Origin of the sequence: Streptomyces sp. CBMA291, assembly GCF_014596525.1 — a bacterium.
Taxonomy (GTDB): domain Bacteria; phylum Actinomycetota; class Actinomycetes; order Streptomycetales; family Streptomycetaceae; genus Streptomyces.
On the sequence record NZ_MSJP01000043.1, the window covers coordinates 1 to 20,383 of the forward strand.

Genomic DNA, 20,383 nt, shown 5'->3' on the forward strand with positions numbered 1-20,383 from the left:
ATAGTGTTTCGGTGGTCATAGCGTTAGGGAAACGCCCGGTTACATTCCGAACCCGGAAGCTAAGCCTTTCAGCGCCGATGGTACTGCAGGGGGGACCCTGTGGGAGAGTAGGACGCCGCCGAACAATTTTTAGCCTCAACCCCCGGACCTTGTCCGGGGGTTGAGGCATTTTTGCGTTCAGGACCCGGTCCGGTCCTAGGCTGTGGCCATGAGCTTCGACATGGTGATCTTCGACAACGATGGTGTGCTCGTGGACAGCGAGCCGATCTCCAATTCCCTGCTCGCCGCGTATCTGACGGAAATCGGGCACCCCACCACGTACGAGGAATCGGTACGGGACTACATGGGGTCCGCCATGCACCGCATCCACGACATGGTCGAGGAGCGCAGCGGACAGAAACTGCCGGCGGATTTCGACGAGGTGTTCCACGCACGGGTCTTCGCCGCCTTCCAGGAGCGGCTGGAAGCCGTACCCGGCGCCGGGAAGGTCGTCGAGCGGCTCTCCAGGGCAGGGGTGCCGTACTGCGTGGCCTCCTCCGGGAGCCATGAGCGGATCCGGGTGGGGCACCGTAAGACCGGGCTCGACGCCTGGTTCCGGGACGAGATCATCTTCAGCGCCGAGGACGTCGGGCGCGGCAAGCCGGCGCCGGACCTCTTCCTTCATGCCGCCGAACGGATGGGCGTGGCGCCCGAGCGGTGTGTGGTCGTCGAGGACAGCCTGCTCGGGGTTCAGGCGGCGCTCGCCGCGGGGATGGAGGTGTACGGGTTCACCGCGATGACCCCGCCGGAGAAGCTCGCCGGCGCCCACCGGCACTTCGCGACGATGGACGAACTCCCGGCGATATTGGGTCTGTGATCCATCTACCCAGCGGTAGTTTTCGGCCGTACGCTGTGCCGCCATGACAGATGCGCGGTTGCGGCGTGGGCGGGGATCCCTTGCGGTCAGCTTCTTCGTGCAGGGGGTCACCTTCGCCCTGCTCGTGACCCGAATACCGGCGATCCAGGACCGGTACGGGATCTCGGACGGGCTGCTGCCCGCCTTTCTCGCGGCCGTTCCGATCCTGGCCGGAGTGGCGAGCGTGGTGACCGAGAAGGTCGTCGCGAAGATCGCCCCGGCCGTGGTACTGCGCTGGGCACAGCCCTTCGTCCTGCTTGCCCTCCTCGCCGTCGGCATGGGCTCCGAACTCTGGCAGGCCGCCGTGGCCCTGGGGCTCTTCGGCCTCGCCGTGGGCGCCCTCGACGCCTCCATGAACATGCTGGGGGTGAGCCTCCAGCGGGCGTACGGGCGGAGCATCATGCTCGGCTTCCACGCCTCGTACAGCCTCGGCGGGATCGTGGGGGCCTCGCTGGCCTGGGCGGGGGCGCACTGGCACCTGTCGCTGTTCGTGTCCTACCTGCCGGTGGTCGCGGTGCTGCTGCCCGCCGCCGCCCTCGGGAGCCGGTGGTACGCGTCCGGTGGGGACGGGCCCCGGGCCGAGACGGCGGAACCGGTGGAGGGCAAGGGGAGCGCGGGCGTCGCCTTCCGGCTACTGCTGCCGCTCTGCCTGGTGATGTCCTTCGCCTATATAGGGGACTCGACGGTCTCCAACTGGAGTGCCAAGTACCTCCAGGACGTCCTCGGCAGTTCCGAGGAGCTGGCCACCGTGCCGTACAACGCGTACATGGTGACGACGCTGCTCGGGCGGGCCGTCGGGGACTTCGGGGTGCGGCGGCTCGGGGCCGCGGCGGTCGTGCGGGGCGGCGCGGTGCTCGCGGCGCTCGGTTTCGCCGCGGTGGCGACGGCGCCGGGCGCCTGGGCGGGGATCGCCGGGTTCACGGTCCTCGGGCTCGGGCTGAGCGTGCTCGTGCCGCAGACGTTCGCGGCGGCCGGGCGGCTCTTCCCGGGGAACAGCGACGCGGCGGTGGCGCGGCTCAACGTCTTCAACTACGTCGGGTTCCTGATCGGATCCCCGCTGGTGGGGGCGCTCGGGGACGCGTGGAGCTACCGGGGGGCGATGGTGGTGCCGATGCTGCTCGTCCTGGTGACGGTGGTGTACGCCACGTCGTTCGGTGCGCGCGGGGCCCGATACGGTGGCGGGCATGAGCGGCCGCACACTGTTGATGTGGGATGAAGCTGTCACGGAGTACGACTTCGGGCCCGAGCACCCGATGGACCCGGTCCGGCTCGCGCTGACGATGTCGCTGGTGCGGTCCTTCGGCCTCGACCAGGCGGTGGACGTGACGGCCGCCAAGCCGGCGGGGGACTCCACCCTGCGGCTGGTGCACCGCGAGGACTACGTGGCCGCGGTGCGGGCCGCTTCGGAGGATCCGCGCCACGCGGACCAGGCGTACGGGCTAGGGACGGTCGACGATCCGGCGTTCGCCGGAATGCACGAGGTGTCGTCGCTGATCGCCGGGCAGTCGGTGGCGGCGGCCGAGGCGCTCTGGCGGGGCGAGGCCGCGCACGCGGTGAACTTCGCCGGCGGACTGCACCACGCCATGCCGGGGGCCGCGTCCGGCTTCTGCATCTACAACGACGCCTCGCTGGCGATCGCCCGGCTCCTCGAACTGGGCGCGGAGCGGGTGGCGTACGTGGACGTGGACGTCCACCACGGGGACGGGGTGCAGGCGGCGTTCTGGGAGGACCCCCGGGTGCTCACCGTCTCGCTGCACGAGCATCCCCGGACCCTGTTCCCGCATACGGGATGGCCCGAGGAGACCGGCGCGGACGGGCCCGGCGAAGGCGGGGCCGTGAACCTGGCGCTGCCCGCCGGGACCGGTGACGCGGGCTGGGTGCGGGCCTTCCACGCGATCGTGCCCGAGCTGCTCGCCGAGTTCCGGCCGCAGGTCCTGGTGACCCAGCACGGGGCGGACACGCACTTCGAGGACCCGCTCGCGCACATGGCGGTGTCGCTCGACGCGCAGCGGGCGGTCCAGGAGGCCTGCCACGGACTCGCGCACGAGTACGCCGACGGGCGCTGGCTGGCGCTCGGCGGCGGGGGGTACGCGGTCGTGGACGTCGTCCCCCGGTCGTGGACGCATCTGGTGGGGATCGCGGCACACGCCCCGGTGGACCCGGCGTCGGCGATCCCGGAGTCCTGGCGGGACGAGGTGTACGCGCGGACCATGCAGCCGGGCCCCCGGCGGATGACGGACGGGCGGTGGCCGGTGGACTTCCGGGAGTGGACGGCGGGGTACGACCCGGCGGACCGGCTCGACCAGGCCGTGCGGGCGACCCGCAGGGCGGCCTTCCCGCTGCGGGGGCTGCTCGCCTGACGGCGTCCGGCGGACCGGTCTCCACGGCCCGCCGGAACGTTTCGCGGATCCTCGGCGAGCGTCTCCCGGTGCCGCGAAGGATCGTTTCCCTGCCGGGATTACGCCGACTGTGCGGTGTGCGGGGGATTCCAGGGCCCGCCCCGGGGCGTTCCGGCAGCATCGGACGGGTGTTGAGTACCGGGGCGCTGCGGGCGCATCTGTTGGCGGCGGGGTTGGCGGGCACGGTCGCGACTCCTCGGGAGGCGAATCTGCGGAGCTATCGGCTCTTCGCGGCGCGCGATCCGAGGGTGCTGCTGGGGCTCGATCCGGCATGGGCGTGGGACGAGGCGGATCTGCTGCGGCTGATGGCCGACAAGTGCGGGGTGTCGGGCGATCCGGCGCACCGGTCGGGGGCCGACCGGATCGACCCGGAGCGGACGGTACGGGCCCTCGACGCGTTCGCGGCTCGGCTCGGCGAGGCGGCCGCGCGGCGGGTTCCGGTGCTCCTCGGGACCGGACATCCCCATCGACTGCTCGGTTTCTACGTCGCTCTCGCAGACGCCTTGTCGGCGGCGGGATGTCTTGTCCTCACCCCGGCGCAGGGGAGATGTGTCGACATAACGACCCGGTTCGGCGTACGCACGCACCACCTCGACTACGTCCGGGGGGTCGCGCTCGTACGGGAGTCGGGGCCGTCGGGCGAGGGGCGCGCGATGGGGGCGCATTCCCATTCTCCGCTGCCGGTTCGCGCCGCGCTGGAGAGCGCCGCCGGGCAGGGCGGACCGCTCCCCGAGCTGGTGGTGGGAGACCACGGATGGGTCTGCGGTGCAGGTCAGCTGGGTATCGAGGCCATCGGTCTGGCCGATACGGATGATCCGGCCCTGTTCGTCGGTGAGGCGGAGGGGCAGGTGTCGGTGGCCGTTCCGCTTGATGACGGCGTACGCCCCGCGTACTACCGACCGCTCACACGCTATGTACTCAATCGAGCCCGTCTGTCACGGTAAACGGCCGATGGCAGCTCCTCTTCCCCACTCGTACCACCCGCCCCTAGTCTGGAGAGTGAGCGCTCGGCGACGAAGAGTCACCGGAGGGGAAGCCGGTGAGCGTCGCGGCGGAAGGTACAGGTGGGTCATGGCTGCTGGCGATCGGCCTCTCAACGAGGTCAAGTTTCTGACCGTGGCGGAAGTAGCCTCGGTGATGCGCGTCTCCAAGATGACCGTGTACCGCTTGGTGCACAGCGGTCATCTGCCGGCGATCCGGGTGGGCAGGTCCTTCCGGGTGCCGGAACAGGCGGTGCACGAGTATCTGCGGGAGTCCTTCGTGGGGGTGGGGACCGCGTAGAGTGAGCGCGGCGATACAGCCCGGCTAGCTCCCTATGTCCCTCGGATTACAAGCGCGGTGCTCGGGACGGTAGGCTAGGCCGACGTAGGTCGTGTGGGCCCAGACGCCCCGCACCGATCCCCGCCGGGAGGCTGGGATGTTCCGAGAAGTGAGCGAGGGTAGTCGTGGGCTCTGTTATCAAGAAGCGGCGTAAGCGGATGGCCAAGAAGAAGCACCGCAAGCTGCTCAAGCGCACGCGCGTTCAGCGTCGCAACAAGAAGTAAGCGACCGCTGTTCCGCAGCGATTCGTGCGTCAAGCGTGGCCCCTCACCGTTCGCGGTGGGGGGCCACGCTTCGTTGCGGGGAGAACCTCAGGCGCTACGGTGGCGGCAACGGAAGACCGACGGAAGGCGCTGATCTTGGGCAAGGTCGTGCTCGTCACCGGTGCCGCCCGGCATCTGGGGGGCCGTTTCGTACGCCGGATCCAGCGGGACCCGGAGGTGGAGCGGGTGATCGCGGTGGACGCGGTGGAACCGGCGCATGGGCTCGGGGAGGCCGAGTTCGTCCGCGCGGACATCCGCCGACCGGAGATCGCCAAGGTCCTCGCCGCGCATGACGTGGACACGGTGGTCCATCTGGACGTCACCGGCACGGCGCTCGGCGGCGGTGGCCGTACGTCGGTCAAGGAGACCAACGTCATCGGCACCATGCAGCTGCTCGGCGCCTGCCAGAAGTCGCCGAGGATCGGGCGTCTGGTGGTCAAGTCCAGCACCAACGTCTACGGCGCCGCCTCCCGCGACCCGGCCGTCTTCACCGAGACGACGCCCGCGAAGGCACTGCCGCGCGGGGGCTTCGCGAAGGACGCCGTCGAGGTCGAGGGATATGTGCGCGGGTTCGCCCGGCGCCGCCCGGACGTGGCCGTGTGCGTGCTGCGGTTCGCCAACATCCTCGGGCCCCGCGTCGACTCCCCGCTCTCCGAGTACCTGGCGCTGCCCGTCCTGCCGACCGTCCTCGGCTACGACCCGAGGCTTCAGTTCGTCCACGAGGACGATGTCGTCGACGCGCTGCGCCTCGCGGCGCACGAGCCCCGCAGGGCCACCCAGAACAGCGGCACGTTCAATGTGGCGGGGGACGGGGTGCTGCTGCTCTCCCAGTGCGCCCGGCGGCTCGGACGGCCCACCGTGCCGGTGCTGCTGCCCGCCGTGACCTGGGTGGGCTCGGCGCTGCGGACCGTCGGGCTCACCGACTTCGCACCCGAGCAGATCCGGCTGCTCACCCACGGCAGGGTCGTCTCGACGGTTCAGACCCGTGAGGTGTTCGGCTTCTCGCCGCGCCGGACGACGGCGGAGACCTTCGCCGACTTCGTCCGCGGGCGTGGCCCGGGGCTGCTGCCGCCGGAGACCCTGGCCGGGGCCGTGGACCGACTCGCGGAGCGGGTGGGGGCGCGGCTGGAGGTGCCGGTGGGGGAACCGGGAAGGGAGCCGGTGGGGGAGCCGGTGGGGCCTTCGGCGCCCTCCGCCGTACCTCCTGCCACCCCCGTACCTCCCATCACCTCCGTACCCCCTGTCACCCCCGTACCCCCTGTTAATCCTGTTCACGACGGATCCTGAGGAGACCGGACAGCGATGGCGGATGCCAAGGTCATTCCGTTCGACGACGACCGGTCCCGGGCGCGGCGGCGGCCCGGACGCTCCGACGGCGAGGCGGCGGCCGTGCGCGCCCTGCCGGGGGCCGTGGAGGGCGCCGGGCGGGCACCCGGGCCGGAGCCCGAGCACATCGGCGCCGGCTCCGGGGCCGGGGGCTGGGAGCGGCGGCTCGCGGGCGGGCTGTCGTTTCTGCGGCGGCGGATCACCGGCGACTACGAGGTCGACGAGTTCGGCTACGACGAGGAGCTGACCGATCAGGTCCTGATGTCGTTGCTGCGCCCGTTGTACGAGAAGTACTTCCGGGTCGAGGTGAAGGGCGTCGAGAACATCCCGGAGAAGGGCGGGGCGCTGATCGTCGCCAACCACTCGGGGGCCCTGCCGCTGGACGGGCTGATGATGCAGGTCGCCGTCCACGACCACCATCCGGCCGACCGGCATCTGCGGCTGCTCGCCGCGGACCTGGTCTTCGCCCTGCCGGTGGTGAACGAGCTGGCCCGCAAGGCGGGGCACACGCTCGCCTGCGCGGAGGACGCGGAGCGGCTGCTGCGGGCGGGCGAGATCGTGGGCGTGATGCCGGAGGGCTTCAAGGGCCTCGGGAAGCCCTTCTCCGAGCGGTACAAGCTTCAGCGCTTCGGCCGGGGCGGCTTCGTCTCGACGGCGCTGCGGGCGGGGGTGCCGATCGTGCCCTGTTCGATCGTCGGGGCCGAGGAGATCTATCCGATGGTGGGGAACGCCAGGACGGTGGCGCGGGTGCTGGGCCTTCCGTACTTCCCGGTGACCCCGACCTTCCCCTGGCTGGGGCCGCTGGGGGCGCTGCCGCTGCCGACGAAGTGGACGATCCAGTTCGGCGAGCCGATCTCGACGGACTCGTACGCGCCGGAGGCGGCGGAGGATCCGATGCTGATGTTCAACCTGACGGATCAGGTGCGGGAGCAGATCCAGCACACCCTGTACAAGCTGCTCGTGCAGCGCCGGTCGGTCTTCTTCTGAGCCGTTCAGGAAGGAAGGGGCGCCCCCGTCGTCGGGGGCGCCCCTTCCTTCCTGCTAGCGAGCGTCCTCGCTGTCGATGCCGAGGCCTGGAAGCAGCCCTGGCAGGAGCGGCGGCAGGGTCACATCCGGTACGTCGGAGGTCGCCGTGCTGCCGGTGGGGGACGTCGGCGTGCTGGTGGGGGAGGGCTTGAGCAGCCCGCCGGCACTGCCGCCGAGGAGACCGGCGTCCTCCGGGGAGCCGCTGCCGCCGTCCGGGCTCGGACTGCCGCTGGGGCCGGGGGAGTGCGGCGACGCGGAGTGGCTGCCCGTCGGGGAGGACTCCTGGGCGGACGGCGGATGGTGCGTGCCCGTGCCCTGGTGGTCCCGCGCCGTGCTGGGCCTTCCGCTGGGGCTCTCGGAGCCGACCGCGCCCGTCTCGGGCAGCCGGGGGAGCACCGACTGGAGCGGCTCGACCTCTTCGTCTATGGCGTCGAAGACGTTCGTCACCTCGCTGCCGACGTCCGCGAGCTGTACGGGCAGCCGGTCGCGGAGGCCGTTCCAGGTGGTCCGGTGGGCCTGGGAGAAGGAGTTGAGCCGGGCCATCGGGCCGATCTCGCCGTCCCGCTCGTACGCCTGGAGGAGCAGCCGGTGGCCCTCGGTGGCGTCGTGTCTCATCCCGCTGAGGACACGACGGATCTCGGAGAGGGACTCGTGGTCGAGATCGCCGGACCGGCCGCGCTCCATGAGCCTGCGGGCCTCGCTGAGCCGGGTGGACGCCTGGTCGAGGTAGAGATCGCCCCGGTCCGCGTCGTCGTCCGCCATGCCCAGTTTGATGTCCTCCATGCCCCGCTTGAGCCCGTAGAGCGAGTCGCCTGGGAGCGCGTCGGAGCTGGCGGCGGCGACTCCGCCGAAGGCGCCCGCCGCCACACCCACGGTGAGGCCGCCGGCGGCGAGCCCCTTGGACCAGCGGGACCGGGGGCGGAGTTTTCGCAGCGGGGACGCCCGGTGGGTGCCCTTGCCCGCGGTCCGTTGCTCCGGCACCGTGGGGCTCGCGGTCGTGCTGCCCTCCCTGAGCATCGCTTCCATGGCGGCGACGAGCTGGGCTCGCTGCACCACCTTGACCTCGGGGTCGAGCTGTGGCTTCGGCAGTTCGCCGAGACCGTTCGCCAAGGCCACCAGCCGACCCTGCTCGGCCGGTTCGGGCGGGGCCTCGGGCTGTTCGGGCGCAGTGCCCTCGGACGCCCGGTCCTCCAGGGCCTGGGCGAAGGCGTTCGCCCGCCGGTGGGCCGATACGTTCGCGATCACTGGCGGCACCTCCTCTCGTCATGACGGTCGACTCCCCGGGGTTTCCGGAAGGTTGCACACCTTGGGCGCGGCCACACGAAAGGGTGAGTGGCTGCGGACAGGGTGTGTCCACAGGGAGCCTGCATCCCGCACAACGAGCGGCGCGGCACTTGGGTTACGCGCGAAAGATGATCGGACCAGTGCGTCATCGAGGCGTCACCGACTGTGAGTTGGGTGGGGATCGTGGGTGTGCGCGGGGGACGGCAGGGGAGGGCCGGGGAGCCGTGGGGGGAGTCGGGGCGGAGGGGCCCGCCGGGCCGGTGTGGGGGACGCGTGCCGGGGCGCGCGTACCGGTCAGCGGGCGTCGTCCGGGAGGAGCCGGGCCAGGGTGCGTACGGCCCGGTACTGGAGGGTCTTGATCGCGCCTTCGTTCTTCCCCATGACCCGGGCGGTCTCGGCGACCGAGAGTCCCTGGAGGAAGCGGAGGGTCACGCACTCCTGCTGCTGGGGGTTGAGGCGGCGGACCGCGTCGAGCAGGGCGGCGTTGGAGAGGGACTCCAGGACGGAGTCCTCGGGGCTCCGCTCGACCTCGTTGGCGTCGAGCATCTCGCCGGTGGTGACTTCGAGGCGGAAGCGGCTGGACTTGAAGTGGTCGGCGACCAGGTTCCTGGCGATGGTGACGAGCCAGGCTCCGAAGTCGCGGCCCTGCCAGGTGAAGGTGGAGATCCGGCGCAGGGCGCGCAGGAAGGTCTCGCTGGTGAGGTCCTCCGCCGTCGCCTTCCCGCCGACGCGGTAGTAGATGTAGCGGTAGACCGTGTCGCTGTACTGGTCGTACAGGCGCCCGAAGGCCTCGGCTTCGCCCGCCTGGGCGCGCTCCACCAACTCCATCATCCGGGCGCTGTCGCTGTCGGCGGTGGGTCGGCGGGCGGTGGCCGAGGCCCCGGAGCCGGTGCGGGCACCGCGTCTGCCCACGGCTGCCCTGCCGTCGGCCAGGGCATAGCAAGGGCCGGCGGGTGCCGGGGCGGCGAAGGCGAAGGCGGGGACAGGGCCGGCGTACGCGGTGGGGACGAAGCCGCGCAAGTGGTCGAGGACCGTTGCGCGCAGCGTAGCCAGGCCCGAGGCGTCAACCCCGACGTGTGGGTACACGGGACTCCCAGAGGCAGAGCTTCCATCACGTGCAGTGCGGGACCATTCACCCGTCGTAGCGACGTGAGGGGTCCTTTGTGCGTTTGAGGAGAATAACGCTTCGTACAGGCAGCGCTACACCCAGTTGCTGAAATCACCGATTCCGTCGGTTTCGTTACTCATTGCAGTCGGAATTGCTTGCAATAAGTGGTCGAATTTTGATCGATTTGCTTTCGGGTGTGACTGCGCGCGCGTTGTGTTGTGCTCAAGTCCGGGGCCGGAGAGTGATCGGGGCCGCTGCGGGGTAAGGGGGCGGGAATGCCCGGTGGTCGAGGTGTACGGGGATGTTCGACCACGGATGGGTGAGGGCCGCTGGTCCGGGGCTGTCGCAGATGATCGAGGCCGAACGGGGGCGGGGTCCGCGCGGGGGCGATGGCGAGGGGCGGCCAGGGGCGGCCGGAGGCGGCTGCCGCGGCAGAAGGGTCGACGGGGATCGTCCGGGGGCCGCCGGGCGGTAGCCGGGGGCCGCTGCGGGCCGGTGGCGACCGGTCGGTGCCGACCGGTCGGCGAGGCTCAGTCGCGGGGCTCGGTCGGTGGTGCTCGGGTGGGTCAGGCGCGGCGGCGGTGCAGGGCGACCGCTGCGGCGGTGCCGCCGGCGATCGCGCCCAGGCCCGCGGCGGCGGGGATGCCGACCTTGGCGGCCTTGCGGCCGGTCCGGTAGTCGCGCAGCCGCCAGTCCCGTTCCTTGGCGTGCCTGCGGAGCTTGGCGTCCGGGTTGATCGCGTACGGGTGCCCGACGAGGGACAGCATCGGGATGTCGTTGTGCGAGTCGCTGTACGCGGCGCAGCGGCTCAGGTCGAGGCCCTCGGCTGCGGCCAGCGCCCGGACCGCCTCGGCCTTGGCCGGGCCGTGCAGGGGCTCGCCGACCAGCTTGCCGGTGTAGACGCCGCCGACGGACTCGGCGACCGTGCCGAGCGCGCCGGTCAGGCCGAGGCGCCGGGCGATGATCGTGGCCGTCTCCACCGGGGCGGCCGTGACCAGCCAGACCTTCTGGCCCGCGTCCAGGTGCGCCTGGGCGAGGCCCCGGGTGCCGGGCCAGATGCGGTCGGCCATGTACTCGTCGTAGATCTCCTCGCCGATCGACATCAGTTCGGAGACGCGGTGGCCCTTGACGATGGACAGGGCGCTGTCGCGGGCGTCCTGCATGTGCTCGGGGTCCTCGACGCCCGCGAGGCGGAACCAGGCCTGCTGCCAGGCGAAGCGGGCCAGCTCGCGGCGCTGGAAGAACTTCCGCTTGTACAGACCGCGGCCGAAGTGGAAGAGCGCGGCGCCCTGCATCACGGTGTTGTCGAGATCGAAGAAGGCGGCCGCGCGTGCGTCGCCGACGACGGGGAACTCGGGCTCCTCGGGGGTCTCCGCCTCGGCGGACGCCTCCGCCGCCTCCTCCCGCTCGCGTTCCAGCCGGAGCGAGGTCTCGCGCGCTGCCTCGGCAGCGGCCTCGCCTGCGAGGACGCTGCGCGCGGTGGCGGAGCGCCTACGGGGGGTGAGCCATCCCAGAGCGGCCATGCCGTGAGCATAGCCAGTCTGTTCGGTACTTCCCGACTTGTGGCGGTGCCGGGACGTGAACACCTGGGGGCTCCTTCCGTGCCGTCGAGGTCGGCGCTCCGGGTGGGCGGTGTCCGTGTCGCCGGGGAGCGGCTGTCTCCCGGCGGGCGGTGCTTCCCGGGGGCTGCTGTCCCTGGGGACAGAATGGACGGCATGTTCGGACGGACGAAGAAGAAGACGGACGGCTCCGCGAAGACGGCGGACGCCCTTGGGAAGGCGACGGGCGTCTCGGCGGGGAAGGCGGGCGTCCCGGCGGGGAAGGCGGGCGCCCCCGCGCGCACCGTGACGCTGATCGGCAAGCCCGGGTGTCACCTCTGCGACGACGCCCGCGCGGTCGTCGAGGCCGTATGCGCGCAGACGGGGGCGCGCTGGGAGGAGAAGGACATCAGCGTGGACGAGGAGCTGTATCGGGCGTACTGGGAGCAGATCCCCGTCGTCCTGGTCGACGGCGAGCAGCACACCTTCTGGCGCGTGGACCCGGAGCGGCTCCGGCGCGAACTGGGTACGTGACCGAAATACGGCTACCATCATGGACGTTTTGTTGAGTTTCGGGGGCGGGGTCGTAAGGAGAGTGTGCGGTTTTGCCCCCTTCAGGTTTTCAACGCTCTGACGGGTTCTGCGGTTCCGCGACGATGCGAACCGGCCACGTGACCCCGGTCACTTTGGCCAGACAAAACGGACACCATCTTTGTGCACGCGTTCACAAAGACATAGCCTGCATTCGACGGGGCGGTCTAGGGACATATGGCCGCCTGCAGCCCCGCTCATCCCGCAGGAGCACCGTGGCAACTGGCCGAACTCACCGACCGGCGACTCGTAGCCGAGGAATTCCCGAGGCCACCGTCGCCCGGCTTCCGCTGTATCTGCGCGCCCTGACCGCGCTCTCGGAGCGCTCCGTACCCACGGTGTCCTCCGAGGAGCTCGCGGCGGCGGCGGGGGTCAACTCCGCGAAGCTGCGCAAGGACTTCAGCTACCTCGGCTCCTACGGCACCCGTGGTGTCGGCTACGACGTCGAGTACCTCGTCTACCAGATCTCCCGTGAGCTGGGCCTCACCCAGGACTGGCCTGTTGTCATCGTCGGCATCGGCAACCTCGGCGCGGCCCTCGCCGGATACGGCGGCTTCGCCTCCCGCGGCTTCCGGGTGGCCGCGCTGATCGACGCCGACCCGGCCATGACCGGCCGGCCCGTCGCGGGCATCCCCGTACAGCACAGCGACGACCTGGAGCGGATCATCCAGGACGACGGCGTCTCCATCGGCGTCATCGCGACCCCGGCGGGCGTCGCCCAGCAGGTCTGCGACCGGCTCGTGGGCGCGGGCGTCACCTCCATCCTGAACTTCGCCCCGACCGTGCTCTCCGTGCCCGACGGCGTGGACGTGCGCAAGGTCGACCTCTCCATCGAGCTCCAGATCCTCGCCTTCCACGAGCAGCGCAAGGCGGGCGAGGAGGCGGACGCCGAGAACGGTCAGGACGCCGCCGAGACCGGCGCCGTCGGTATGGCGCCCGAGCGCCGTGGCGCCCCGGCCGGGGCTTCGACCGCCGCCGCTTCGACCGCCGCCGCCCCTTCGGCTGCCGCCGCCGCTTCGACCGCCGGTCGCAAGGGGCCCGACGGGGACGTCCCCGCGGTGATGCCCGCATGAGCCTTCTCGTCGTCGGTCTCAGCCACCGCAGCGCCCCCGTCTCCATCCTGGAGCGGGCGGCGCTGGCCCCGGACGCGCAGACCAAGCTCCTCCACGACACCCTCGCCGCCGAGCCGGCCACCGAGGGCACCGTCCTGGCCACCTGCAACCGCATCGAGCTGTACGCCGACGTGGACAAGTTCCACGCCGGTGTCGCCGAGCTGTCCACGCTCCTCGCCCAGCACAGCGGCGTCGGTCTGGACGAGCTGACCCCCTACCTCTACGTGCACTACGAGGACCGGGCTGTCCACCACCTCTTCTCGGTGGCCTGCGGCCTCGACTCGATGGTCGTCGGCGAGGGCCAGATCCTCGGCCAGATCAAGGACGCCCTCGCCCTCGGGCAGGACCTGCACACGGCGGGCCGCCTCCTCAACGACCTCTTCCAGCAGGCCCTGCGGGTCGGCAAGCGCGCCCACAGCGAGACCGGCATCGACCGGGCCGGGCAGTCGCTCGTCACCTTCGGACTCGAACAGCTCGTCCAGGGCGAGGACGAGGGCGCCGAGGGCGTCCCGGACATCGACACCTGGGCCAAGGGCAAGAGGGCGCTGGTCATCGGCGCCGGTTCGATGTCCTCGCTGGCCGCAGCCACGCTCGCGCGGTCCGGCGTCTCCGAGATCGTCGTCGCCAACCGCACCCTGGCCCGCGCCGAGCGGCTCGCCCAGATCCTGAACGAGCCCGGCGGCACGGGCGTCACCGCGCGCGCCGCCGAAATGGTTGCCGTCGGCGACGAACTTGGCCGGGCCGACATCGTCGTCTCCTGCACCGGAGCCACCGGCCTCGTCCTCACCGGCGCGGACGTCGAGAGCGCCGCCCGGGGCCGCCGGGCCCCGCTCGCCCTGCTCGACCTCGCCATGCCCCGTGACATCGATGCCGCCGCCCACCGGATCCCCGGGGTCCGGCTCGTCGACATCGAGTCGCTCGCCGAGGCCTCCGCCGACGCGCCCATGGCCGCCGACGTCGACCAGGTGCGGGGCATCGTCTCCGACGAGGTGGCCGCCTTCGGCGCCGCCCAGCGCGCCGCCCACATCACGCCCACCGTCGTCGCGCTGCGCACCATGGCCGCCGACGTGGTGACGAGCGAGGTCGCCCGGCTCGAAGGCCGGCTCCCCGATCTCGACGACAAGCAGCGCGCCGAGATCACCCAGACGGTGCGCCGCGTGGTCGACAAGCTCCTGCACGCGCCGACCGTGCGGGTCAAGCAGCTGGCCAGCGAGCCCGGCGGCGCCGGGTACGCGGACGCGCTGCGGACACTCTTCGACCTCGACCCGGAGACGGTGGCTTCTGTCAGCCGGGCCGACCTGAATGACGCCGACGTCAAGAACCGAGGGCGAGTATGACCGAGAGGGCACTGAGGCTCGGGACCAGGCGCAGCAAGCTCGCCATGGCCCAGTCCGGGCACGTGGCCGATGCCGTCCGGGAGCTGACCGGCCGGGCCGTCGAGCTCGTGGAGATCACGACGTACGGGGACACCTCGCGCGAGCACCTCGCGCGGATCGGCGGCACCGGCGTCTTCGTCGCCGCGCTGCGCGACGCGCTGCTCGACGGCGAGGTGGACTTCGCCGTCCACTCCCTGAAGGACCTGCCGACGACGCCGCACCCGCGGCTCACGCTGGCCGCGATCCCGCGCCGCGAGGACCCGCGCGACGTCCTGATCGCCCGCGACGGGCTGACGCTCGACCGGCTGCCCCGGGGCGCCCGGGTCGGCACCGGCTCGCCGCGGCGGATGGCGCAGCTCCACGCGTACGCCCGCAACCACGGTCTGGAGCTGACCTGCGTCCCGATCCGGGGGAACATCGACACCCGGGTCGGCTATGTGCGCGGCGGTGAGCTGGACGCCGTGGTCCTCGCCGCCGCCGGACTCAACCGCATCGGCGGCGAGGAGGAGCTGACCGGCTCCCTCTCGGTCGACCGGCTGCCGGTCGACGCCGTGCTGCCCGCCCCCGGCCAGGGGGCCCTGGCGATCGAGTGCCCGGCGGCCGACGCCGAGCTGGTCGCCCTGCTCGCCGAGCTCGACGACCCGCGCACGCGGGCCGCCGTGACCGCCGAGCGATCCCTGCTCGCCGCCCTGGAGGCCGGCTGCTCCGCACCCGTGGGTGCGCTGGCCGACCTGCTGGCCGACGACCCCGGTCACGGGCAGGTTGCCACTGAAATGCGCCTGCGCGGCGTCGTCGGCACCACCGACGGCTCGACGCTGGTGCAGCTGTCCACCACCGGACCCGTACCCACCTCGCACGACGAGGCCATGGCGCTCGGACGCGAACTCGCGGACGAGATGCTCGCCAAGGGTGCGGCCGGTCTTATGGGGGAGCGAGCACTTTGAACCCCGCCAGCCCGAACACCAGCCCGCTGTCCCCGGTTTTCGCGGGTCAGGGGCACGTCACTTTCCTCGGCGCAGGGCCGGGCGACCCCGGACTCCTGACCCTCCGGGCCGTCGAGGCCCTGGCCGGCGCGGACGTCCTGATCGCCGAGCCGGAGGTCCTCGAAGTCGTTCGCTGTCATGCGCGCGTTGGGGTGAGCACGCCCGAGCTGACGATAGTTGACGAAGCGTCAACAACCGCCGGTGTCCCCGTGTTGAGGGATGCCGCCAATCTTGTCATGGAGGCCGCGAGGGGCGGCAGGCGGGTGGTCCGTGCGGTGACCGGCGACCCCGGTCTCGACGGGAACGCGGGCGCCGAGATGCTCGCCTGCGCCGCCGAGGGCATCCCCTTCGAGGTCGTGCCCGGCGTGGCCACGGCCGTCGGCGTGCCCGCGTACGCCGGTGTCCCGCTCCGGGACGCCCAGGGCACGGACGTGCGCTTCGTCGACGCCAGGACCGCCGACGAGCGGTGCTGGGCCGAGGTCGGCGCCTCCGACGGCACCGTCGTCGTGTCGACCTCGCTCGACGCGGTGGCCGCCGCCGCCGGTGAGCTGGTGGCCGCGGGCCGCAAGCCCGAGACCCCGCTCACCGTCACCATCGCCGGTACGACCACCCGGCAGCGGACCTGGAGCGCCACCCTCGGCACCATCGCCCAGGTCTTCAAGCAGGGCAAGATCCTCCCCTCGCCCGAGGGGCACCGGCCGGTCATAGCCGTCGTCGGCGAGGCCGTCGCCCCGGCGCGACGCGACCAGCTGTCGTGGTTCGAGTCCAAGCCGCTCTTCGGCTGGCGGGTCCTCGTGCCGCGCACCAAGGAGCAGGCCGCCTCGCTCTCCGACCAGCTGCGCTCGTACGGCGCGGTGCCGCACGAGGTGCCGACCATCGCCGTCGAGCCGCCGCGCACCCCCCAGCAGATGGAGCGCGCGGTCAAGGGTCTGGTCACCGGCCGTTACGAGTGGATCGCCTTCACCTCGGTCAACGCCGTCAAGGCGGTCCGGGAGAAGTTCGAGGAGTACGGGCTCGACGCCCGCGCCTTCGCCGGGATCAAGGTCGCGGCGGTGGGCGAGCAGACGGCCGCCGCGCTGGTCGACTTCGGCGTGAAGCCGGACCTGGTGCCCAGCGGCGAGCAGTCCGCCGCCGGTCTCCTGGAGGACTGGCCGCCGTACGACCCGGTTTTCGACCCGATCGACCGCGTCTTCCTGCCGCGTGCCGACATCGCCACGGAGACGCTGGTCGCGGGCCTGATCGAGCTGGGCTGGGAGGTCGACGACGTCACCGCCTACCGGACCGTACGGGCCTCGCCGCCGCCGGCGGACACCCGTGAGGCGATCAAGGGCGGCGGCTTCGACGCGGTGCTCTTCACCTCCTCGTCGACCGTGCGGAACCTGGTCGGCATCGCGGGCAAGCCGCACAACGTGACGGTCATCGCCTGCATCGGCCCCGCCACGGCCAAGACGGCCGAGGAGCACGGGCTGCGGGTGGACGTGCTGTCGCCCGAGCCCTCGGTGCACAAGCTCGCCGAGGCGCTGGCGGACTTCGGTCTGCGGCGCCGGGAGTCGGCCCTTGAGGCGGGGGACCCGGTCACCCGCCCGAGCGAGCGGCGTCCGGGCGCGCGGCGCAGACGTACGACCTGACCGGACCTCCGGCGGACGGCCAGGACCGTCCGGGAGGGTCCGGGAGGGTTCGGACGGTTTTCTAGGCGGGGCCTTTCGGGGCCCCGCCTTCGTCGTGCCCGGAAGCGGGCAGACGGAGGCGGACCCGCCTCGGCCGGGCGCGGACGGGACGGCCCCGCCCTGGTCGTGCCCGGGGCCGGGCAACACCCTGTCGGTAAGTGCACCGTTTGTACGGGCGTAGCCTCGGGCGTATGAACTCGTATGGATCTTTTCCCGGCGCCCGGCCGCGGCGGCTGCGGACCACGCCCGCCATGCGCCGGATGGTGGCCGAGACGCGGCTGAGTCCCGCCGATCTGATCCTCCCCGCGTTCGTGCGCGAGGGGATCACCGAGCCCGTGCCGATCCAGGCCATGCCCGGGGTCGTCCAGCACACCCGGGACACCCTGCGGAAGGCGGCGGTGGAGGCCCTGGAGGCGGGAGTCTCCGGGATCATGCTCTTCGGGGTGCCCGAGGACGCGAAGAAGGACGCCGCCGGAACGGCGGGCACGGACCCCGAGGGCATCCTCCAGGTCGCGCTGCGGGACGTGCGGGCCGAGGTCGGCGACGAGCTGGTGGTCATGTCGGACCTCTGCCTCGACGAGTACACCGACCACGGGCACTGCGGGGTCCTGGACGCCGACGGGCGGGTCGACAACGACGCCACGCTGGAGCGGTACGCCGAGATGGCGCAGGTCCAGGCCGACGCGGGCGCCCATGTGGTGGGGCCCTCCGGGATGATGGACGGCCAGGTCGGGGTGATCCGGGACGCCCTGGACACCATCGGCAAGGAGGACGTGTCGATCCTCGCGTACACCGCGAAGTACTCCTCCGCCTTCTACGGCCCCTTCCGCGAGGCCGTCGGCTCCTCGCTCAAGGGCGACCGCAAGACCTACCAGCAGGACCCGGCCAATGTGCGCGAGTCGATGCGGGAGCTGGCGCTCGACCTGGAGGAGGGCGCCGACATGGTCATGGTGAAGCCGGCCGGCCCGTACCTCGACATCCTCGCGAAGGTCGCCGCCTCGGTGGACGTGCCGGTGGCCGCGTACCAGATCAGCGGTGAGTACGCGATGGTGGAGGCGGCGGCGGAGAAGGGCTGGATCGACCGCGAGCGGGCGATCCTGGAGACCCTGACGGGCATCCGGCGGGCCGGGGCGCAGATGATCCTCACCTACTGGGCCACCGAGGTCGCGCAGGGCCTGGGCCGCGGCGGGTACTGAGCCCGGAATGGTGGGCGGACGCCGTCCGGCGCACCCTGGAGAGGTAGCCGACAGGTACCTCGCCGGAGGTGGTCCTCATGACGCACACACTCGTCGGATGGCACGTGGAGATGGAGTTCCGGGAGGAAGGTGACCGGACGCGGGCCGCGGCGATGGTGCGGCTCTCGGACGGCACCGAGTTCCGGGCCCACGGGACGGCGAACCGGCACCCTTCCGATCCGGACCAGCTCCGGGTCGGCGAGGAGATCGCGGGCGCGCGGGCGCTGATGGACCTGGCCTCGCAGCTGCTCCAGAAGGCGCACACGGAGATCGACGCGGTGTCCGGCAGGACGTCGCACGCCCTTCGCTGACCCCGGGACGGACCAGGACGAAGCCCCCGGCACGATGTCTCCGTGCCGGGGGCTTCGTCGTCGGACCGGGGGATCAGAGACGCTCGGGCGTCCTGATGCCGAGGAGCGCCATGCCCTGGTGGAGGGTGCGGGCGGTCAGGTCGCAGAGGAAGAGGCGGTTCTCCGCGACCTCACGGGCCGGTGCGGGCTTGATGACCGGGCACTGGTCGTAGAACGTCGTGTACAGCGAGGCCAGCTGGTAGAGATACGCGGCCAGCTTGTGCGGGGCGTGCTCCTCGGCCGATTCGAAGACGACCTCGCCGAACTGGTCCAGGTGCAGGCCGAGCGCGCGCTCGGCGGGGGCCAGCTCAAGCTCGGGGTGGGCCTGCGGGGTGCGGTCGCCCGCCTTGCCGAAGATCGACCGGATGCGCGCGTAGGCGTACTGGAGGTAGACCGAGGTGTCGCCGTTGAGCGAGACCATCTGGTCCAGGTCGAACTTGTAGTCGCGGGCGGCGGAGGTCGACAGGTCGGCGTACTTGACCGCGCCGATGCCCACGTACCGCCCGTTCTCCACGATCTCCGCCTCGGTCAGGCCCACCTTCTCGGCCTTCTCGCGGACGACGCCCGTGGCACGCTCGACGGCCTCGTCCAGCAGGTCCACCAGCCGGACCGTCTCGCCCTCACGGGTCTTGAACGGCTTGCCGTCCTTGCCGAGGACCGTGCCGAAGGCCAGCTGGACGGCGCGCACGTCGTCGCCCAGCCAGCCGGCCCTGCGGGCGGTCTCGAAGACCATCTTGAAGTGCAGCGACTGGCGGGCGTCGACCACGTAGAGCAGGGTCGTCGCCTTCAGGGAGCCGACCCGGTCGCGGATCGCGGAGAGGTCGGTCGCCGCGTAGCCGAAGCCGCCGTCGGACTTCTGGACGATCAGCGGGGTCGGGTTGCCGTCCGGGCCCTTCACATCGTCGAAGAAGACGCAGAGCGCGCCCTCGGAGCGGACGGCGACGCCCGTCTCCTCCAGGATGCGGCAGGTCTCCGCCAGCATGTCGTTGTAGCCGGACTCGCCGATGACGTCGGCGTCCCGGATGTCCATGTCGAGCTTGTCGAAGACCGAGTAGAAGTAGATCTTCGACTCGTCGACGAACCGCTGCCAGAGCGCGAGGGTCTCCTCGTCGCCCGCCTGGAGGTCGACGACGCGCGCGCGGGCCCGGGTCTTGAACTCCTCGTCGGAGTCGAAGAGGGCGCGCGAGGCCTTGTAGAGCCTGTTCAGGTTCGACATGGCCTCCTCGCCCGAGACCTCGGTCTCCGGCGAGTGGTCCAGCTCGTGCGGGTGCTCGATCAGGAACTGGATGAGCATGCCGAACTGGGTGCCCCAGTCGCCGATGTGGTGGCGGCGGACCACCGTCTCGCCGGTGAACTCCAGGATCTCGACCATCGCGGCGCCGATCACGGCGGAGCGCAGGTGCCCGACGTGCATCTCCTTCGCCACGTTCGGCTGGGCGTAGTCGATGACCGTGGTGCCCGCCGACTCGTTGAACGGCACGCCGAGCCGGGCGTCGGCGGCGCGGGCCGCGAGGGTCCGCACGATCGCCGCGTCGGTCAGCGTGATGTTCAGGAAGCCGGGGCCCGAGACCTCGATCTCCCGCAGGACGTCGTTCTCCGGGATGGCCGCGACGACCTGGCCGGCCAGCTCGCGGGGGTTGCCCTTGAGCCGCTTGGCGAGGGCCAGGATGCCGTTGGCCTGGAAGTCGGCCCGGTCGCTTCGTCGGAGCAGCGGGTCGGCGGCGCCGGCTTCCGGCAGGGCTGCCGAGAGGCCGTCCGCGAGGCGCTGCTGCACGGTCGAGGCGAGGGAAGGGACCGAGGCCATGAGCTTCCGTTCCTGTTGAGTCCGGTGGGTCTGAATCGCCCGTCAAGTGTCCCACGGCGGCGCAACGGGGTTTCCCCGCCTGTGGACAACCCGGCCGCTCGATCTT

General features: G+C 71.6%; 19 protein-coding genes and 1 rRNA gene. 16 read left to right on the forward strand and 4 right to left on the reverse strand.

What is annotated here, in order from left to right:
* Nucleotides 1-7 precede the first annotated feature (7 nt).
* The 9 genes from rrf to BU197_RS12010 all read left to right on the forward strand — a co-directional run bounded on the left by rrf (nucleotide 8) and on the right by BU197_RS12010 (nucleotide 7,190).
* Nucleotides 8-124: ribosomal RNA gene (gene rrf / locus BU197_RS11970) — 5S ribosomal RNA — on the forward strand.
* An 84-nt stretch (nucleotides 125-208) separates the two neighbouring features.
* On the forward strand, nucleotides 209-856 hold the full coding sequence (locus tag BU197_RS11975; RefSeq protein WP_188268235.1) for an HAD family hydrolase: 648 nt from the start codon (nucleotides 209-211) through the stop codon (nucleotides 854-856).
* Nucleotides 857-899: 43 nt separating this feature from the next.
* Entirely contained in the window at nucleotides 900-2,111 is a 1,212-nt protein-coding gene (locus BU197_RS11980; RefSeq protein WP_188268236.1) for an MFS transporter, read from the forward strand.
* Nucleotides 2,080-3,255, forward strand: coding sequence for an acetoin utilization protein AcuC (locus BU197_RS11985; RefSeq protein WP_188268237.1), 1,176 nt, complete (start codon nucleotides 2,080-2,082; stop codon nucleotides 3,253-3,255). The genes BU197_RS11980 and BU197_RS11985 overlap by 32 nt, the downstream gene beginning before the upstream one ends.
* A gap of 167 nt (nucleotides 3,256-3,422) precedes the next feature.
* Entirely contained in the window at nucleotides 3,423-4,238 is an 816-nt protein-coding gene (locus BU197_RS11990; protein ID WP_188268238.1) for a phosphatase, read from the forward strand.
* Between the two features lie 127 nt (nucleotides 4,239-4,365).
* Nucleotides 4,366-4,575: a helix-turn-helix domain-containing protein gene (locus BU197_RS11995; RefSeq protein WP_030223786.1), complete on the forward strand. Its 210-nt coding sequence runs from the start codon at nucleotides 4,366-4,368 to the stop codon at nucleotides 4,573-4,575.
* Between the two features lie 164 nt (nucleotides 4,576-4,739).
* Nucleotides 4,740-4,838, forward strand: a complete 99-nt coding sequence (locus BU197_RS12000) for a 30S ribosomal protein bS22 (RefSeq protein ID WP_003948845.1) — start codon at nucleotides 4,740-4,742, stop codon at nucleotides 4,836-4,838.
* Between the two features lie 135 nt (nucleotides 4,839-4,973).
* Nucleotides 4,974-6,164, forward strand: coding sequence for an NAD-dependent epimerase/dehydratase family protein (locus tag BU197_RS12005; RefSeq protein WP_223183454.1), 1,191 nt, complete (start codon nucleotides 4,974-4,976; stop codon nucleotides 6,162-6,164).
* Between the two features lie 15 nt (nucleotides 6,165-6,179).
* Nucleotides 6,180-7,190 carry a lysophospholipid acyltransferase family protein gene (locus BU197_RS12010; RefSeq protein ID WP_188268239.1) on the forward strand — a complete coding sequence of 337 codons (1,011 nt, stop codon included), beginning with the start codon at nucleotides 6,180-6,182 and terminating at the stop codon, nucleotides 7,188-7,190.
* Nucleotides 7,191-7,244: 54 nt separating this feature from the next.
* On the opposite strand, the gene BU197_RS12015 is transcribed toward BU197_RS12010, so the two are convergent.
* From BU197_RS12015 to BU197_RS12025, 3 genes are all read right to left on the reverse strand, one after another.
* Nucleotides 7,245-8,474: a DUF5667 domain-containing protein gene (locus BU197_RS12015; protein ID WP_188268240.1), complete on the reverse strand. Its 1,230-nt coding sequence runs from the start codon at nucleotides 8,472-8,474 to the stop codon at nucleotides 7,245-7,247.
* 333 nt (nucleotides 8,475-8,807) lie between these two features.
* Nucleotides 8,808-9,599 carry an ECF subfamily RNA polymerase sigma factor, BldN family gene (locus BU197_RS12020; RefSeq protein WP_188268241.1) on the reverse strand — a complete coding sequence of 264 codons (792 nt, stop codon included), beginning with the start codon at nucleotides 9,597-9,599 and terminating at the stop codon, nucleotides 8,808-8,810.
* A 588-nt stretch (nucleotides 9,600-10,187) separates the two neighbouring features.
* Complete coding sequence (locus BU197_RS12025; RefSeq protein WP_188268242.1) at nucleotides 10,188-11,144, reverse strand: HAD family hydrolase; 957 nt, start codon at nucleotides 11,142-11,144, stop codon at nucleotides 10,188-10,190.
* Nucleotides 11,145-11,465: 321 nt separating this feature from the next.
* Here BU197_RS12025 and BU197_RS12030 point away from each other — a divergent pair, with 321 nt between their 5' ends.
* From BU197_RS12030 to BU197_RS12060, 7 genes are all read left to right on the forward strand, one after another.
* Entirely contained in the window at nucleotides 11,466-11,693 is a 228-nt protein-coding gene (locus BU197_RS12030) for a glutaredoxin family protein (protein WP_188268290.1), read from the forward strand.
* Nucleotides 11,694-11,965: 272 nt separating this feature from the next.
* The gene (locus tag BU197_RS12035) at nucleotides 11,966-12,823 is read left to right on the forward strand and encodes a redox-sensing transcriptional repressor Rex (RefSeq protein ID WP_188268243.1); all 858 of its coding nucleotides are present in this window, start codon (nucleotides 11,966-11,968) and stop codon (nucleotides 12,821-12,823) included.
* Entirely contained in the window at nucleotides 12,820-14,199 is a 1,380-nt protein-coding gene (locus BU197_RS12040) for a glutamyl-tRNA reductase (protein ID WP_188268244.1), read from the forward strand. The genes BU197_RS12035 and BU197_RS12040 overlap by 4 nt, the downstream gene beginning before the upstream one ends.
* The gene (gene hemC, locus BU197_RS12045; RefSeq protein WP_188268245.1) at nucleotides 14,196-15,182 is read left to right on the forward strand and encodes a hydroxymethylbilane synthase; all 987 of its coding nucleotides are present in this window, start codon (nucleotides 14,196-14,198) and stop codon (nucleotides 15,180-15,182) included. The genes BU197_RS12040 and hemC overlap by 4 nt, the downstream gene beginning before the upstream one ends.
* Nucleotides 15,179-16,849 carry a uroporphyrinogen-III synthase gene (locus BU197_RS12050; protein ID WP_188268246.1) on the forward strand — a complete coding sequence of 557 codons (1,671 nt, stop codon included), beginning with the start codon at nucleotides 15,179-15,181 and terminating at the stop codon, nucleotides 16,847-16,849. Before hemC ends, BU197_RS12050 begins: the two co-directional genes overlap by 4 nt.
* Nucleotides 16,850-17,079: 230 nt before the next feature.
* On the forward strand, nucleotides 17,080-18,084 hold the full coding sequence (gene hemB, locus BU197_RS12055; RefSeq protein WP_188268247.1) for a porphobilinogen synthase: 1,005 nt from the start codon (nucleotides 17,080-17,082) through the stop codon (nucleotides 18,082-18,084).
* A gap of 77 nt (nucleotides 18,085-18,161) precedes the next feature.
* Entirely contained in the window at nucleotides 18,162-18,434 is a 273-nt protein-coding gene (locus tag BU197_RS12060; protein ID WP_188268248.1) for a DUF1876 domain-containing protein, read from the forward strand.
* A 73-nt stretch (nucleotides 18,435-18,507) separates the two neighbouring features.
* Here BU197_RS12060 and argS read toward each other — a convergent pair whose 3' ends face one another.
* Nucleotides 18,508-20,277 carry an arginine--tRNA ligase gene (gene argS, locus BU197_RS12065; protein WP_188268249.1) on the reverse strand — a complete coding sequence of 590 codons (1,770 nt, stop codon included), beginning with the start codon at nucleotides 20,275-20,277 and terminating at the stop codon, nucleotides 18,508-18,510.
* Nucleotides 20,278-20,383 lie beyond the last annotated feature (106 nt).

Bases quoted from the DNA above. Each gene is read 5' to 3' on its own strand.
- BU197_RS11980 (WP_188268236.1), top strand. From the start codon at position 900: ATGACAGATGCGCGGTTGCGGCGTGGGCGGGGATCCCTTGCGGTCAGC.
- BU197_RS12010 (WP_188268239.1), top strand. From the start codon at position 6,180: ATGGCGGATGCCAAGGTCATTCCGTTCGACGACGACCGGTCCCGGGCG.
- hemC (WP_188268245.1), top strand. From the start codon at position 14,196: ATGACCGAGAGGGCACTGAGGCTCGGGACCAGGCGCAGCAAGCTCGCC.
- BU197_RS12025 (WP_188268242.1), bottom strand. From the start codon at position 11,144: ATGGCCGCTCTGGGATGGCTCACCCCCCGTAGGCGCTCCGCCACCGCG.
- BU197_RS12040 (WP_188268244.1), top strand. From the start codon at position 12,820: ATGAGCCTTCTCGTCGTCGGTCTCAGCCACCGCAGCGCCCCCGTCTCC.
- BU197_RS12060 (WP_188268248.1), top strand. From the start codon at position 18,162: ATGACGCACACACTCGTCGGATGGCACGTGGAGATGGAGTTCCGGGAG.
- BU197_RS11975 (WP_188268235.1), top strand. From the start codon at position 209: ATGAGCTTCGACATGGTGATCTTCGACAACGATGGTGTGCTCGTGGAC.
- argS (WP_188268249.1), bottom strand. From the start codon at position 20,277: ATGGCCTCGGTCCCTTCCCTCGCCTCGACCGTGCAGCAGCGCCTCGCG.
- BU197_RS11985 (WP_188268237.1), top strand. From the start codon at position 2,080: ATGAGCGGCCGCACACTGTTGATGTGGGATGAAGCTGTCACGGAGTAC.
- hemB (WP_188268247.1), top strand. From the start codon at position 17,080: ATGAACTCGTATGGATCTTTTCCCGGCGCCCGGCCGCGGCGGCTGCGG.
- BU197_RS11995 (WP_030223786.1), top strand. From the start codon at position 4,366: ATGGCTGCTGGCGATCGGCCTCTCAACGAGGTCAAGTTTCTGACCGTG.